General features: G+C 40.5%; 16 protein-coding genes. 11 read left to right on the top strand and 5 right to left on the bottom strand.

Annotation, left to right across the window (positions count from 1 at the left end):
- Positions 1–104: 104 nt before the first annotated feature.
- The 3 genes from WA256_RS08200 to WA256_RS08190 form a co-directional block, all read right to left on the bottom strand.
- The gene (locus WA256_RS08200; protein ID WP_063527716.1) at positions 105–992 is read right to left on the bottom strand and encodes a LysR family transcriptional regulator; all 888 of its coding nucleotides are present in this window, start codon (positions 990–992) and stop codon (positions 105–107) included.
- 118 nt (positions 993–1,110) lie between these two features.
- The gene (locus WA256_RS08195; protein ID WP_058585823.1) at positions 1,111–2,637 is read right to left on the bottom strand and encodes a response regulator; all 1,527 of its coding nucleotides are present in this window, start codon (positions 2,635–2,637) and stop codon (positions 1,111–1,113) included.
- Positions 2,638–2,688: 51 nt separating this feature from the next.
- Positions 2,689–3,096 (bottom strand): DUF2721 domain-containing protein, encoded by a 408-nt coding sequence (locus WA256_RS08190; protein ID WP_054560956.1) that lies wholly within the window; start codon positions 3,094–3,096, stop codon positions 2,689–2,691.
- 86 nt (positions 3,097–3,182) lie between these two features.
- Between WA256_RS08190 and WA256_RS08185 the strand changes: the two genes are divergently transcribed.
- The 3 genes from WA256_RS08185 to tsaD all read left to right on the top strand — a co-directional run bounded on the left by WA256_RS08185 (position 3,183) and on the right by tsaD (position 5,198).
- Positions 3,183–3,548 carry a putative signal transducing protein gene (locus tag WA256_RS08185; RefSeq protein WP_055198283.1) on the top strand — a complete coding sequence of 122 codons (366 nt, stop codon included), beginning with the start codon at positions 3,183–3,185 and terminating at the stop codon, positions 3,546–3,548.
- Positions 3,532–4,122: a YjaG family protein gene (locus WA256_RS08180; RefSeq protein ID WP_058585822.1), complete on the top strand. Its 591-nt coding sequence runs from the start codon at positions 3,532–3,534 to the stop codon at positions 4,120–4,122. Before WA256_RS08185 ends, WA256_RS08180 begins: the two co-directional genes overlap by 17 nt.
- Before the next feature lie 62 nt (positions 4,123–4,184).
- A complete protein-coding gene (gene tsaD, locus WA256_RS08175) occupies positions 4,185–5,198 on the top strand; it encodes a tRNA (adenosine(37)-N6)-threonylcarbamoyltransferase complex transferase subunit TsaD (protein WP_054560954.1) in 1,014 nt (337 codons plus the stop codon).
- A 9-nt stretch (positions 5,199–5,207) separates the two neighbouring features.
- On the opposite strand, the gene plsY is transcribed toward tsaD, so the two are convergent.
- Positions 5,208–5,810, bottom strand: a complete 603-nt coding sequence (gene plsY / locus WA256_RS08170; protein WP_063527714.1) for a glycerol-3-phosphate 1-O-acyltransferase PlsY — start codon at positions 5,808–5,810, stop codon at positions 5,208–5,210.
- Positions 5,811–6,038: 228 nt separating this feature from the next.
- On the opposite strand from plsY, the gene folB reads away from it, so the two are divergent.
- The 8 genes from folB to trmB all read left to right on the top strand — a co-directional run bounded on the left by folB (position 6,039) and on the right by trmB (position 12,194).
- A complete protein-coding gene (folB, locus tag WA256_RS08165) occupies positions 6,039–6,395 on the top strand; it encodes a dihydroneopterin aldolase (RefSeq protein WP_055021570.1) in 357 nt (118 codons plus the stop codon).
- 2 nt (positions 6,396–6,397) lie between these two features.
- The gene (gene folK, locus WA256_RS08160) at positions 6,398–6,886 is read left to right on the top strand and encodes a 2-amino-4-hydroxy-6-hydroxymethyldihydropteridine diphosphokinase (protein WP_054560952.1); all 489 of its coding nucleotides are present in this window, start codon (positions 6,398–6,400) and stop codon (positions 6,884–6,886) included.
- Entirely contained in the window at positions 6,883–7,686 is an 804-nt protein-coding gene (locus WA256_RS08155; RefSeq protein ID WP_054560951.1) for an undecaprenyl-diphosphate phosphatase, read from the top strand. The genes folK and WA256_RS08155 overlap by 4 nt, the downstream gene beginning before the upstream one ends.
- Positions 7,687–7,846: 160 nt before the next feature.
- Positions 7,847–9,190, top strand: a complete 1,344-nt coding sequence (gene mpl, locus WA256_RS08150; protein WP_063529487.1) for a UDP-N-acetylmuramate:L-alanyl-gamma-D-glutamyl-meso-diaminopimelate ligase — start codon at positions 7,847–7,849, stop codon at positions 9,188–9,190.
- Positions 9,191–9,212: 22 nt separating this feature from the next.
- Positions 9,213–9,836 carry a flavin prenyltransferase UbiX gene (locus tag WA256_RS08145; protein ID WP_054551081.1) on the top strand — a complete coding sequence of 208 codons (624 nt, stop codon included), beginning with the start codon at positions 9,213–9,215 and terminating at the stop codon, positions 9,834–9,836.
- A complete protein-coding gene (locus tag WA256_RS08140) occupies positions 9,833–10,762 on the top strand; it encodes an ABC transporter ATP-binding protein (protein WP_054551082.1) in 930 nt (309 codons plus the stop codon). Before WA256_RS08145 ends, WA256_RS08140 begins: the two co-directional genes overlap by 4 nt.
- Complete coding sequence (locus tag WA256_RS08135) at positions 10,762–11,529, top strand: ABC transporter permease (protein WP_036970898.1); 768 nt, start codon at positions 10,762–10,764, stop codon at positions 11,527–11,529. Before WA256_RS08140 ends, WA256_RS08135 begins: the two co-directional genes overlap by 1 nt.
- On the top strand, positions 11,529–12,194 hold the full coding sequence (gene trmB, locus WA256_RS08130; RefSeq protein ID WP_062566421.1) for a tRNA (guanine(46)-N(7))-methyltransferase TrmB: 666 nt from the start codon (positions 11,529–11,531) through the stop codon (positions 12,192–12,194). Before WA256_RS08135 ends, trmB begins: the two co-directional genes overlap by 1 nt.
- On the opposite strand, the gene WA256_RS08125 is transcribed toward trmB, so the two are convergent.
- The gene (locus WA256_RS08125; RefSeq protein WP_287203427.1) at positions 12,191–14,041 is read right to left on the bottom strand and encodes a bifunctional diguanylate cyclase/phosphodiesterase; all 1,851 of its coding nucleotides are present in this window, start codon (positions 14,039–14,041) and stop codon (positions 12,191–12,193) included. The two genes, trmB and WA256_RS08125, sit on opposite strands and share 4 nt — an antisense overlap.
- Between the last annotated feature and the right edge of the window lie 77 nt (positions 14,042–14,118).

Here is a 14,118-nt window from a genome sequence, read left to right as displayed (position 1 = left end):
TGAAAAATTCTGCGATGCACGCTTTTTATGCAGTAAAAAAATGAAGAAATAAAGAGGATTGGCTAGCCTGAACAATTACAGGCTAGCAGTATATATTATAGCTATTAGCTTTGGCTTGATAACGCCGTTTTTTCAATGAGGTCAAGTAAATGACTAACATGAGAATTCTCATTGATTTGTTGATTTGTTTGGATCACAAGCTGCTCGTGTGCGATACCTTTATTGGTTTTCAATAACAGTAAATCTGGGTCTGAAGAGACAATATTTGTGTGTTCAATACTGGCTATTGCGATGTGGTTTGACTTTTTAAGGCCATCCATTACTTGTTCAATACTACCTACTTTGATGCTAGATGTTTTATCAAAAGATTCGATAGCATCGTTTAGCATAGCTTGCACTTGTTTAGACTGTGAAAAACAGCTGTACATTGGATAGTCAGCAAAATCGCGTTTACTAATGTCGCTCTTATGCGCAAGTGGGTGGTTTTTAGCTACAAAAATAATCAGTTGATCAGGTAAATGTATATCACTACCAATGCTGTTCATTGCCTGCGAGCATACGCTAATATCAATTTCACCTAATTGCAGTTTACGTACAAGTTCACTTTGCTCTTGTAGTTGCATCTCGATTTTTACATGCGGATACTGCGCTAAAAATTGGCCGCAAGAAACAGGCACGACCGTGCTTGCTTTGTTGGTATAACCAATAACTAATTTTTCGTTAGTGCAACCGTTTAAAGATTCGAATAAACGCTTTTTGGTTTCTTCTAGGTTGTCGAGGGTTTGTTTAGCGTACTCAAGGAAAAGTTCACCTTCTTTGGTTAACTTAACTGAGCGTGTAGAGCGTGTAACGAGCTCATAACCAATTTCATCTTCGAGCGTCTGAATACTGCGAGTTAACGCTGAAGTGCTGATTTGGGTTTTTTCTGCAGCTTGTCGGAAATGCCTCAGCAGCCCGAGCGCCACAAATTGTTCAAGTTGTTCAAATCTCACTTTAATAGTCCCTTGTTATAAGTAAGCCTTTTACGTCCAGGCAATATTATTATACTTCACGGTAGGCATAGTAAATTATTGTACCTATTTTGGGAAGTGTTTTACAGAAAAGTTACATCTAATCAGGATAACGGTCCTTAATCTCTAAGAAAAGTGGTAAATTTTCAAGTAATAAGTCGACTAGAATTGGATCAAAATGTTTCGCCCGCTGATCTTTTATGAGAGTTAACGCCTCTTCTAATGGCCAAGCCTTCTTATAACAACGGTCGCTGCAAAGGGCGTCAAACACATCGGCGAGGGCGGTTATGCGGCCAACTATATTAATATCGTCTGCCATTAAACCTTGCGGATACCCTGAACCATCCCACTTTTCATGATGCTGGTAAGAAATTAAAGCACCGCATGTCAATATCTCGTTACTTGAGTTTTTTAATATTTCATAGCCGATTTCTGCATGGGTTTTCATTATTTCCCACTCATCATCAGTGAGTTTACCAGGTTTATTCAATATGCTGTCTGGAATGCTTATTTTACCAATGTCATGTAGTGGTGAAGCAAGCTTAATGATTTCACATTGAAATGGGTTAAGCTCTGAAAGCTGAGCAAGTAATTCACTATATAAAGCAACACGTTTAACGTGAGAGCCGGTTTCTTTAGAGCGTTTTTCTACTGCTTCTCCAAGAATGTACGACAGCTCTTTTTGCGACTCTTTTACCATTTCTCTGAGTTTTAAATTATCGTAAGCAAGCGCGATATTGTTGGCATAAAACTCTAACAGTTGATGTTCTGTGGCCTGTAACTTACTGCCTTTATGAACATAAAGCATGGTTTCAAGGCCGGCTTTGGTAGGGAAGTAACCAATATAATCATTACTTGTTTTTAGTGATGATTTTCGCTCATGTGCATCTATAAATAAGTTTTTTACTTCATCAGGAATGGTGTTTTGCTGTGGTGTGGGGCCTACACCTGAGGCTGCAAGTAATTGAAAATCTTTTGCTGGTGACGATTGTAGATTAACGGCCGCAGCACAATAAATTTGCGTATCATTAATGCCCATCACGTTAGTAACATGGCTTAAAATTGTTGAAGCAAATTCATGAACACTGTCACATTTTAAAAAGTTAGCAGACGCGTTGATGATCTGTTCAAGACCATGCTTGTGCCGGTCTATAATTTGAATATCGCGGTGTGCTCTTAAGGCTGAGTAGAGCAGGGTTTTAATTTTAATCGCGGTGAGCTCAGTTTTGTTTTTATAATCGTTGATGTCGTAATCGCGGATAATCGCTTCTTCAGGGGCTTCACCTGGCTGACCTGTGCGAAGAATTAAACGAATATCGTGGTTTTCTATTTCATCGCGAATGTATTGAATAAGCTCAAGACCAGCATGGTTGGTTTCCATTACCACATCAACTAGAGCAACAGAAAAGGGAATATCTTTTTTTAAAAACTCTTTTGCTTCCGCCGCAGAGTAGGCGTCATAAAAGCGCAGACCTTTATTTTCGAAAGTGAAGCCAGCTAATACTAGTTTCGTAACTTGATGGATATCTTCTTCATCATCAACAACAAGAATATGCCAGTATTCAGGCTCTTCAGTTTCTATATTATTTTCTTCTAACTGTTCTTCAGAAAATAAGAAATCATCCACAAAAACACCACTTATTGTTGTATCTCATACAATAAGTATAGAGGCAGAAATTTACTCTGCCTTATCTGAAACTGGTTTTTTTTCGATATTCTTTAATTCGATTTCAATAGCATCACAAGAAATGTGGATCTCATACAAAGAGGTGAGAAGCGACAAAGCTAAGCAAGCGAGGCTGATGCCAAATAAAATGATTCCTGTGGTATTAAACTCAATAAATAAAGCAAACATTGATAATGTACACATCAGAAAAGAGGCTACGCCATAAACCTGCATCACCCGAATGAGTTTAATGCGTTTTCTTAAATTGGTAATTTGCGCAACAACTAACGGGCGGATACTTTCCCCTTCACGTGCATTGAGCTCTCGAATAAGCTGAGCAAGCACCAAAAAACGGTTGGTGTAAGCAAGTAACAGTAAAGAAATTGCTGGGAATAACAGTCCCGGTGTTGTTAAAGTCATGTGGCTACCTTGAAATAAGCATTGCAGCGAAGTTAGTTGCTAGCGTAGTTTAGGATTTAAAGATAGAAAAGTAAAAGGGAAGTGATTTGCAAAACAATAATTTAAATCAACCTGCTAAGCAGGACCCATTCGCTTGGGTGAAAGTGTTTCAGGCTGAAAATGGCTTAGAAGCCAACATTATTAAAGGGCTTTTAAAAAGTAAAGGGATCGAATCGCAACTGCAAGGTGAGCTTTTACAAGGGGCGCTTGGAGAGATCCCATTTGAACAAACAGGGGTCGATATACTCGTTTACGCATTAAAAGAGCGCCAGGCGCAAGAAATATTGCTAAACTACCGGCAATTAAAACAATCGGCTCCTGACTGGGTATGCCCTAAGTGTCATGAGCTTAACGGAGCAACATTTGAAATATGTTGGTCTTGTGGGACTGTAAAGAATGACAAAAGCGAATAATTTTCAACGTATTAGAGAATTAAACTATTTGCAAAAAGCGGTATTAGGTGGCGCATTACTTGAGCGTATGCTGCCTAATTACAGCTTATTTAGTGAAGCAACAGGGTTTGGTGATGCCGCGGTTTTTCGTAGCGCATTAAGTGTCTGCTGGGAAAAAATCTTACTACCAAAAAGTAAGATTAGCCTTGAAAAGCAAATTGAAAAAATAGAGCCGAATGTGCCAGAGCTTACTGACTTTGACATGTTCGGGACTTATCCCGCAATCGATACAGCAACCGCTTTGCTTGGCATGTTGCACGGTTTGATAGCTAAAGATGAACAAGAGTTTTTAAATATTAGTAAAATTTCACAGGCTTCAGTGGCTCGTTTTATTGAATATCAACTAACAGTAGATGGTGAAATTGCTGATAACAAAGCTGTTCGTGAACACCCTTTAATGCAGTATGAAATTGATGTGCTTGCAGAGCTTATTGATTTTGTAGAGCAAATGGGCCGAATTACCTCCCAGAACGTAAAAGAGCTTAAGCAACTTGCTGTATCTGACGGCCAAACCAACATAGGTATTGCAATTTAATATTCAGTAATGCGTATTTTCACTGTAAAATACGCGTTTGTTTTTTCTTGGCGGAGTAATTGATGCGAATTTTAGGTATTGAATCATCATGTGATGAAACGGGTATTGCCATTTATGATGATGAACAAGGCTTATTAGCACATCAACTGTATAGCCAAGTAAAAGTGCATGCCGATTACGGCGGTGTGGTACCTGAGCTTGCGTCACGCGATCACGTACGTAAAACCTTACCTTTGATTGATGCTGCTTTTGCACAAGCTGGTTGTGGCCCAGAAGACTTAGATGGCATTGCTTACACCGCAGGCCCTGGACTTGTTGGTGCACTCCTTGTGGGAACTTCTATTGGTCGCTCATTGGCCTATGGTTGGAATATTCCTGCTGTTGCTGTTCATCATATGGAAGGCCACCTACTTGCGCCAATGCTTGAAGAGGACAAACCGGAATTTCCGTTTATCGCACTACTGGTGTCTGGCGGTCATACTATGATGGTTAAAGTATCTGGCATTGGTGAATACGAAGTGCTGGGAGAGTCAGTTGATGACGCTGCCGGTGAAGCATTCGATAAAACCGCGAAGTTATTAGGTCTTGATTACCCTGGTGGCCCACGTCTAGCAAAACTTGCGGAGCAAGGTACGCCTGAGCGTTTTGTATTCCCACGTCCGATGACTGATAAACCAGGCTTAGATTTTAGCTTCAGTGGCTTAAAAACAGCAGCGTCTCTTGCGATTCGTGATAGCGATGATGACGAGCAAACCAAAGCTGATATTGCTCATGCATTCCAAACAGCGGTAATAGATACTCTAATCATTAAATGTAAGCGTGCATTAAAGCAAACAGGTATCAAACGTTTAGTGATTGCCGGTGGTGTAAGTGCAAACGTGCAATTGCGTGCGCAACTTGAACGAGTAATGCAAGGCATGAAAGGGCGCGTTTATTACCCACGCACAGAGTTTTGTACAGATAACGGCGCTATGATTGCTTATGCTGGTATGCAGCGTTTGAAAGCAGGTCAGTTTGCTAGCCTTGATATGAAAACAAAGCCGCGCTGGCCTATTGATTCACTCGAAGCACTTTAATTTATAACACTATTCCTGCTCTGGGGCTTTTTTCTTAGCCCCTACTTTAGGCTCTTCCCCCGCCATCAAGCGAGTAATATTTGCTCTGTGACGGAAAATTATCAACACGGTTAAAAAGGTAACTGGCAAGGTATACAAAGGTTTTATCCACCAAGTATAAAGAGGTGCTAATGAAACCGTAACCAGTGCCGCAAGTGATGAATAACGTGTGATAGCAATAATTATGAGCCAGGTTGCGATCAGCATCCCACCTAGCGATAAACCAATGGGTAATAACGTGCCAAAAGCGGTCGCGACAGCCTTACCACCTTTAAAGCTAAAAAACAGCGGATACATATGCCCTAAACAGGCTGCTACACCAATTAAACCTAGCATTAGCGGGTCTATTTTTAAAAAGTAGGCACCCCAGACAGGGATGGTTCCTTTTAAAATATCAAAGACAAGAACTAAAACAGCGGGGACTTTTCCACCAAGGCGATAAACATTTGTAGCACCAGGGTTATTCGATCCATGACTGCGTGGGTCTGGTAGTTTAAACAGCCGTGATACAAGGATAGCGGAAGAGACCGATCCCAGTATGTAAGCTAAAACTAACATTAAAACTTCTAACACGCGCTTCCTTATTTTTTAATCTGCACTTTTGGGCTATCATTGGCGGCAAAACCATCTGCCGCTCTCATCGAGTAGAATGTAAGCACCTTATTGCAATGCATCTATCCGTTATTGTAGGGGTAATTTTTATATATTAAAACAGTATGACAGCTTATATAGCGCATTATTGTTATCAATAAGCGTTTAGTATGAGGAGTTGTTTTAATATTCATGTCACTTGGAGTATCAATGGACAAGGTATATATATCACAACTACATGTAGACACCATTATTGGCGTGTATGATTTTGAAAAAGAAAGTAAACAAAGCCTGTATTTTGATATCGAAATGTTATGTGATATTTCTGCCGCAGCGGCAACTGATGATATAAATTTAGCACTTGATTACGCCAAAGTGAGTGAGCGAGTGATTGAACACACAACGGCAAAACCAGTTGAGTTACTTGAAACTTTAGTTGAGCAATTAGCTGCCATTATTTTAGCTGAGTTTGCTACTAACCAAGTCACTATACGTGTTAGTAAACCAGCCGCAGTGCCACAAGCGCAAACTGTGGGAGTTGAGATCACCCGTCGTAAGGCAAACTAACCATGGCGCAAATTTTTATAAGCTTAGGCTCTAATGTCAATAAAGAGCATTATCTTCGACAAGCGCTTATTGCCTTAAAGCCTCACTTTCCAGACTTTATACATTCGTCTGTTTATGAAAGTGAAGCGGTGGGGTTTGCAGGTAGTAATTTTTATAATTCAGTGGTCGCAGCAAAAACAGATATGCCATTAGCTGAACTATGTAAACTACTGAAAAAAATTGAGCTTGATAATGGCCGCACTCGTGAGGATAAAAAGTTTAGTCCTCGCACATTAGACCTTGATTTATTGTTTTATGATGACATTATCTGTGATTCGCCTGCGCAATTACCGCGGGATGAAATAACCAAAAATGCGTTTGTATTGCAGCCTCTAGCTGAAATTGCTCCCGATTTTTATCACCCCGTAGCTAAGCTAACTTTGGCTGAGTTATGGAATAATTATAACAACCCACAACAAAAACTATGGAAGGTGGAGTTTTCTAACCCATGAGTATTATTGAGATAATTGTTTTAGCCTTAATTCAAGGATTGACTGAGTTTTTACCTATTTCGAGCTCAGCACATTTAATTTTACCCTCACAAGTTTTAGGTTGGCACGACCAAGGCTTGGCATTTGATGTTGCGGTACACGTAGGTACGCTAGGTGCTGTGGTACTGTATTTTCGTAAAGAAGTGGTGGATATTCTCGGTGCGTGGTTTAAATCGTTTGGTTCACAAGGCGCAACCGATGATAGTCGTTTAGGCTGGTGGATTATTGTTGCGACCATTCCAGCATTATTAATTGGTTATTTATTTAAAGATTTTGTGGAAAGCTACTCGCGTAATGCCTGGGTTATTGCTACTTCAACCATCGTATTTGGTTTGTTACTTTGGTATGCCGATGTAAAAGCAAAGCAAGTTAAGAATATTTACCAAGTAAACTTTTTCAGTGCGCTTTTATTAGGCTTCTCGCAAGTGCTCGCTATGGTATTTCCTGGCACATCCCGTTCAGGTATTACCATTACTGTGGGCTTAATGTTGGGTCTAAACAAGCAAAGCGCCGCACGTTTTTCGTTTTTAATGTCAATTCCAGTTATTGCTGCAGCTGGTTCATATTATGTGTATCAGTTGGCTACAGCGGGCGAGGCGATTGATTGGCATGCAATTCTATTAGGCGCAGGTTTATCATTTGTATCGGCTTATGCATGTATTTTCTTTTTCTTGAAAGTGATTGAGCGCATGGGCATGATGCCATTTGTTATCTATCGCTTACTATTAGGTGTCGGTTTGTTTGCATTCTTAATGCTGTAAAATAGGCTTTAAACTTAATTAAAAAACACCTCAAGTTGAGGTGTTTTTTTATGTTGGCTATTTGGCAATACTCTAATGCCGTGTAGTAATGGTAAGTAAAGCTTATATTTGGCATTATAACGCCTTACTTATCTCTTATTCATTTTGCTCAGGACAGTAGATGCATATTCACATTCTTGGAATTTGTGGCACCTTTATGGGTGGTATTGCCGCAATCGCTAAATCGTTAGGTCATACAGTGACAGGCTCTGATCAAAATGTGTACCCGCCGATGAGCACGCAATTAGAAGAGCTAGGGATTACACTCACCCAAGGTTATGACGTTGCCCAACTAGAACCCGCGCCAGATATGGTGGTGATTGGTAATGCTATGAGCCGAGGCAACCCTTGTGTTGAATACGTTCTTGATAAAGGCTTGCCTTATACTTCTGGTCCAGAATGGTTAAAGCATAATTTACTGCAAAACTCTTGGGTGTTGGCTGTGGCCGGAACACACGGCAAAACGACTACAGCCAGTATGCTGGCATGGTTACTAGAATACGCAGGAATGAAACCGGGCTTTTTAATTGGTGGTATAGTACAAAACTTTGGTGTGTCTGCTCGTGTTGGCGAAACGCCATTTTTTGTTATTGAAGCCGACGAATACGACACGGCGTTTTTCGATAAACGCAGTAAATTTGTTCATTACTTACCACGCACCTTAATTCTAAATAATCTTGAATTTGATCATGCTGATATTTTTGAAGATTTAAACGCGATAAAGAAACAATTTCACCACTTGATGCGTACATTACCCTGTAGTGGCAAAGTGATTTGGCCAAGCCAAGACGAAGCACTACAAGATGTGATTGAACGCGGCCTTTGGAGCGAGAGCGAAACACTGGCGGGTGATTGGGATTATCGCTTACTTAAAGCTGATGGTAGTGAATTTGAAGTGCTACTAAATTCACAAGTGCAAGGTGTTGTCAGTTGGCAAGCTATGGGCGAGCACAATGTCAAAAATGCCATTATGGCCATTGCAGCAGCCAGACACGTAGGCATCGCGGTATCAGTCAGTATTGCAGGATTAGCTGAGTTTATCTCACCTAAGCGCCGTATGGAGCTTAAAGCCGACGTTAACTCAATAAAAGTGTATGACGATTTTGCTCATCATCCAACGGCAATTAAAACGACCTTAGCAGGGCTACGTGCAAAAGTAGGCACTGAGAAGATAATTGCTATTTTAGAGCCTCGTTCAAACACCATGAAAATGGGCGTGCATCAACAAACCCTGATTGATTCACTCGATGCAGCAGATGATGTGTATTTATTTGAGCCAGAAAATTTAAGCTGGTCACTTAAAGAGTACGCAGACAAAGCAGGTATGCATTGCATGAAAAGCACTGAGGAAATCATTACTCAGGTTGTTGCCAATAGTGCGCCGTCACAACATATTTTAATTATGAGTAATGGTGGTTTTGAAGGTATTCATCAGCGTTTAATCACTGCCCTTGAACAAAACTAACCAGTATACGGAGCTTAACTGTATGCAATTTAAAGATAAAATAACGTTAGCTTTTAGTGGTGCCTCTGGGGCTCCTTATGGCTTAAGGTTATTAGAAGTATTACTTGAACAGCAGTTTCAGGTGTATGTATTGATCTCAAGTGCGGCAAGAGTGGTCTTTGATACTGAATCGAATATCAAACTTTCAGGTAATGAAGATAAAGCGACAGAGCAACTGAGTACACTTTTTAATGCCGCTCCTGAGCAACTTAAAGTATTTGGTAAAGACAACTGGTTTAGCCCAGTTGCATCTGGCTCAGCTGCGCCGAAAAAAATGGTGGTATGCCCTTGTAGTGCAGGTTCAGTATCTGCAATTGCAGTCGGGGCATCAGATAACTTACTCGAACGCGCTGCTGACGTGGTTATTAAAGAGCGTGGGCAGCTGATTTTAGTCCCGCGTGAAACGCCATTTAGCGAAATCCACCTTGAAAACATGCTGAAGCTAGCACGACTAGGCGTAACTATTATGCCTGCGGCACCGGGGTTTTATCATCAACCAGAGCAGATTTCCGATTTGGTTGATTTTATGGTGGCGCGAATTTTAGATCATTTAAACATTGAACATACTTTGACGAAACGTTGGGGTTATGGAGAGGGCAAACAGTGAGCGAAAAAACGATCGCATTAAATATTGAAGGCCTAAAAAAGGTTTATAAAAATGGTGTTGAAGCCGTAAAAGGCATTGATTTACAAGTTCAGCAAGGCGACTTCTTTGCCTTACTTGGACCAAACGGGGCAGGTAAATCAACCACTATTGGTGTTATCTCATCGTTAGTGAATAAAAGTGCCGGTCGTGTCCAAGTATTTGGTCACGATATTGATACAGACCTTGAAGCTGCTAAGTCTGAACTTGGCTTAGTACCGCAAGAATTTAATTTCAGTCAGTTTGAAACACTAAATCAAATCTTAGTTAACCAAGCGGGTTATTACGGTGTGCCAAGAAAGCTGGCACATGAGCGTGCTGAAAAATACTTAAAGCAGCTAGGTTTATTTGAGAAAAAAGATAAACAAGCGCGCACCCTTTCAGGTGGTATGAAACGCCGTTTAATGATTGCTCGTGCACTGATGCATGAACCTAAATTACTCATTTTAGATGAACCAACAGCGGGTGTTGATATTGAGCTACGCCGCTCTATGTGGGATTTTCTTCGCGAGATTAATAAGCAAGGTGTGACCATCATCTTGACCACCCATTATCTAGAAGAAGCCGAGCTGTTATGTAAAAACATCGCGATTATCGACAGTGGTGTGATTGTTGAAAACACCACCATTAAAGCGTTACTTGCCAAGCTTGATAAAGAAACTTTCGTACTTGATTTAAAGCAACCAGTGCAGCCAATTAGCATTGAAGGTTATAAATACACACTGACCGATGATCACACTTTAGAAGTTGAAGTGGCGAAGTCTCAGGGCTTAAACCAGGTGTTTAGTGCGCTGACTGAACAAGGTAATACTGTGCTGAGTATGCGAAATAAAGCAAACCGTTTAGAAGAGCTGTTTGTAGGTTTATTAGAACAAGGGCGAGGCGAATAATGTTTAAATATGGAGTAGCGCTAAAAAGTATTTGGATCAAAGAGTGTATTCGCTTTTTACGTATTTGGGTGCAAACCTTAGTTCCGCCGGCAATCACGATGAGCCTGTATTTTGTGATTTTTGGTAATCTGATTGGTTCTCGTATCGGTGATATGGGTGGCTTTAGTTATATGGAGTTTATTGTCCCGGGTCTGATTATGATGTCGGTGATCACCAACTCTTACTCGAATGTTGCCTCGAGTTTTTATTCGACTAAATTTCAAAAAAGCATTGAAGAGCTCTTAGTTGCACCAGTGCCAAACTACATCATTGTACTTGGCTACATGGGCGGTGGTATGACACGAGGTATGCTGGTTGGTTTAATTGTTACCTGTGTCTCTTTGCTATTTGTTGATATTCAAATTCATAATATTTTTGTGATTATGGCTACGGTTATTTTAACGTCGGCTGTATTTGCGTTAGGCGGACTTATCAATGCAATTTATGCTAATAGCTTTGATGATATTAGTATTATCCCGACCTTTATTTTAACGCCGCTGACTTATCTCGGTGGGGTGTTTTACTCTATCACCTTGTTGCCAGAATTTTGGCAAGGCGTATCGCAAGTAAACCCAATTATTTATATGGTGAATGCATTTAGATATGGTTTCTTAGGTGTGTCTGATGTCGATTTATCGGTAGCATTTGGTGTACTTGGTTTATTTATTGTGGGTTTATTTACGTTAGCATTAACCCTTATTAAACGTGGTGTGGGGCTTAGACACTGATGACGGATGCAAATTCGAGAAGTATTGTATCGAATCAACCTGGCTTACATGAAAAGCTAGACGAAATTGTTTTAAAGCACTTAAGTGCTGAATTTAAAAAGCCGATTGCAGAGCATACGCAAGCGGCTTTTGATCAGGTTAACGAAAAGGTGCAGGCATTTAACGGGCCTATTATTCTTGATTCGTGTTGTGGTGTGGGTGAAAGCACCGCTAACTTAGCTAAACGTCACCCTGATGCATTGGTGATTGGCATTGATAAATCATCTCATCGCTTAGATAAGCATGATATTGAATACAAGCAAACAGATGCAGGGCAGTACATTTTAGTACAAGCTGATTTAAACGATTTTTGGCGCTTAGCGGTGGCTGCAAACTGGCAACCTAGTCATCATTACCTGTTGTATCCAAATCCTTGGCCAAAAGCAAAGCACTTGCAAAGACGCTGGCACGGCGCTGCAATTTTTCCGTATATCGTTAAATTAGGCGGCCGCTTAGAGCTGAGAAGCAACTGGGATATATACGTAAAAGAGTTTGCTCGCTCATTAGAGCTTGCAGGGCATAAGTGCGATGTTGAGCTGTATGAAAGCGATACTGCAATTACTCCATTCGAACGTAAATATTGGGCCAGTGGTCAACAAAGTCACCGTTTGGTGATCAACCTTTAATGAATATAGGGGGTCGGTGGTGCAAAATGACTCCCTTGCATTAAAGTAACACCCGCTCGAGCAAGCGCGTCAGCTATTTGTTCGTTATCAACTTGCTCAGCAATTACATCTAACTTTAATTGCTGAGCATATTTCACCAAGTTTTCAATAAACAGATAGTTATCAGTATTGGTATGAATTTGGCTCACCAACCCTTTATCTAGCTTCAAGCCATCAATTTCTAGCTTCCTAATGTGGGGTAAGTTTGAAAAGCCCGCGCCGAATTCATTGATAATAACCTGAGCACCTTTATTTTTTAGGGTGTTAATAAAGGTTTTTACTTCACTAAAGTAAGCAATGGCATCACGCTCATAAAACTGAAAAATAATATTATGAGGCTGCGGATAGCGCCTAAGTTGTAACTCTAAAAACTCGCTTAAGCTTGGGTCGAGAATATCTTGTGCGGTAATGTTGATACTCCATCGCACATTGGTTTTCCTAAACTGCTCAATGCAGCGAGTAAACATGGTGCGCCTTAAAAGACCGTCCATACGTGAGCGCTTTAGCACCATCATAAAGTAATCTGGCGCATGAATACGACCTGTAGCACTGGCCATTCTGGCTAGGCATTGATAATGGTCAATGTGTTTGCTTTGGTTATTATAGACCGCTTGAAAGTAAGGTACGATACGATTGTTATCGAAGGCTTCTTTTACTTCTTTGGCAAGCGTAACATTGCTTCTAAATTTCTCTTCAACCTGCTTAAACACATTTTCATAACGTACAATACGCTGATTATTAAGCTTTGCTTGCTGCAGCGCAACATGGGCATTTTCAATCAGCATTAATTTATTACCTGTAGCAATACCTGCATACAAGCTCACGTAGATATAAGGCTCTTTCAACGCAGGAATTGCATAGTTAAAAGCATTAATAACATCATCGATATTACGCTCATCACTATGCGTTCTTAATAGCGCAATTTTATTCGTTGCTAATCGATAGACAAACCCTTCGCTAGGCATCCTTGATTGAAAATAGCTAAGCAAGTTAGCCATTACTTTGTCGCTCACTTCAGTGCCATAAAAACTGCTAATATCTTCTAACTCATTAATGGCAATAACTGCTAGCTCCATACGGTGTTTGGTGGTTTTCTTTATGTAGTATTCCAGCGCGACATGGTTAGCAAAGCCGGTGCGGGCATCTGTTGAGAGGGAGCGTTTTAGTTGTAAAAAATACAGCCCAGCAATTAGCGCTGCAATAAAGAAAAAGAAACAGCCTGTGATCATTGCACGGGTCACACTGTGCTGCAGTTGCTGATTTAAGTCACTAATGGTTATGTCGGCACCCGTTATATAGGTGTGACCATTATCATCAACAAAAGTCACAAAGATGCTTTTAAAATAGCCCCATTGATCTTTTGATACCTCAAATACCGGTTCTGTTGAAAAAAAAGCTTCTTTGTTAAGCTCTGTCGCTTCGGGGTAGGCATCTAGAAACTGTGTTACGCGGCCATTGTTTTGATCTTTTTGCGTGTAACTCGACGCACTAAAGTAGACTTTGCCGTCGCGCAGTACCATTGCGTACACATAGGCAAGCTGCATTTGTTTTGCATACTCAGATAGGGCTCGGCTTTTGTCTTTATATATTGCCGAAGAGATTGGTAAGCCTGCATTAACTATATTGTGATAGTCATCACCTAGGATATGTTTGACACTGACCGCAGCATTAAGCAGTTTGGTATCGATATTCTCCATGATCTCACTACGCGTGGTTTCATAGGTGTAATAGATATAGCCAAATAAGCTAATAAAAAATGCGGCGAAGCCATATAGCAGCCAGCTGGTTTTTTGCATTCCTTTGGGCATAGAGGTTCCCTTTGCAGTTATCGTTTGATTATACTCAAAAAAAGCGTATCTGATAGTATAAAATGACTGCAAATTTC

Source organism: Pseudoalteromonas sp. CH_XMU1449-3 (assembly GCF_037027245.1).
GTDB classification, from domain to species: domain Bacteria; phylum Pseudomonadota; class Gammaproteobacteria; order Enterobacterales; family Alteromonadaceae; genus Pseudoalteromonas; species Pseudoalteromonas shioyasakiensis.
The sequence above is the reverse complement of the archived record's forward strand: the minus strand, read 5'-3'. Positions and strand labels throughout refer to the sequence as shown.

What these genes read in the sequence shown, in the direction of transcription:
- WA256_RS08125 (WP_287203427.1), bottom strand. Translation starts at nt 14,041, where the DNA reads ATGCCCAAAGGAATGCAAAAAACCAGCTGGCTGCTATATGGCTTCGCC.
- WA256_RS08180 (WP_058585822.1), top strand. Translation starts at nt 3,532, where the DNA reads ATGACAAAAGCGAATAATTTTCAACGTATTAGAGAATTAAACTATTTG.
- WA256_RS08190 (WP_054560956.1), bottom strand. Translation starts at nt 3,096, where the DNA reads ATGACTTTAACAACACCGGGACTGTTATTCCCAGCAATTTCTTTACTG.
- WA256_RS08155 (WP_054560951.1), top strand. Translation starts at nt 6,883, where the DNA reads ATGAGTATTATTGAGATAATTGTTTTAGCCTTAATTCAAGGATTGACT.
- folB (WP_055021570.1), top strand. Translation starts at nt 6,039, where the DNA reads ATGGACAAGGTATATATATCACAACTACATGTAGACACCATTATTGGC.
- folK (WP_054560952.1), top strand. Translation starts at nt 6,398, where the DNA reads ATGGCGCAAATTTTTATAAGCTTAGGCTCTAATGTCAATAAAGAGCAT.
- mpl (WP_063529487.1), top strand. Translation starts at nt 7,847, where the DNA reads ATGCATATTCACATTCTTGGAATTTGTGGCACCTTTATGGGTGGTATT.
- WA256_RS08145 (WP_054551081.1), top strand. Translation starts at nt 9,213, where the DNA reads ATGCAATTTAAAGATAAAATAACGTTAGCTTTTAGTGGTGCCTCTGGG.
- WA256_RS08135 (WP_036970898.1), top strand. Translation starts at nt 10,762, where the DNA reads ATGTTTAAATATGGAGTAGCGCTAAAAAGTATTTGGATCAAAGAGTGT.
- tsaD (WP_054560954.1), top strand. Translation starts at nt 4,185, where the DNA reads ATGCGAATTTTAGGTATTGAATCATCATGTGATGAAACGGGTATTGCC.
- trmB (WP_062566421.1), top strand. Translation starts at nt 11,529, where the DNA reads ATGACGGATGCAAATTCGAGAAGTATTGTATCGAATCAACCTGGCTTA.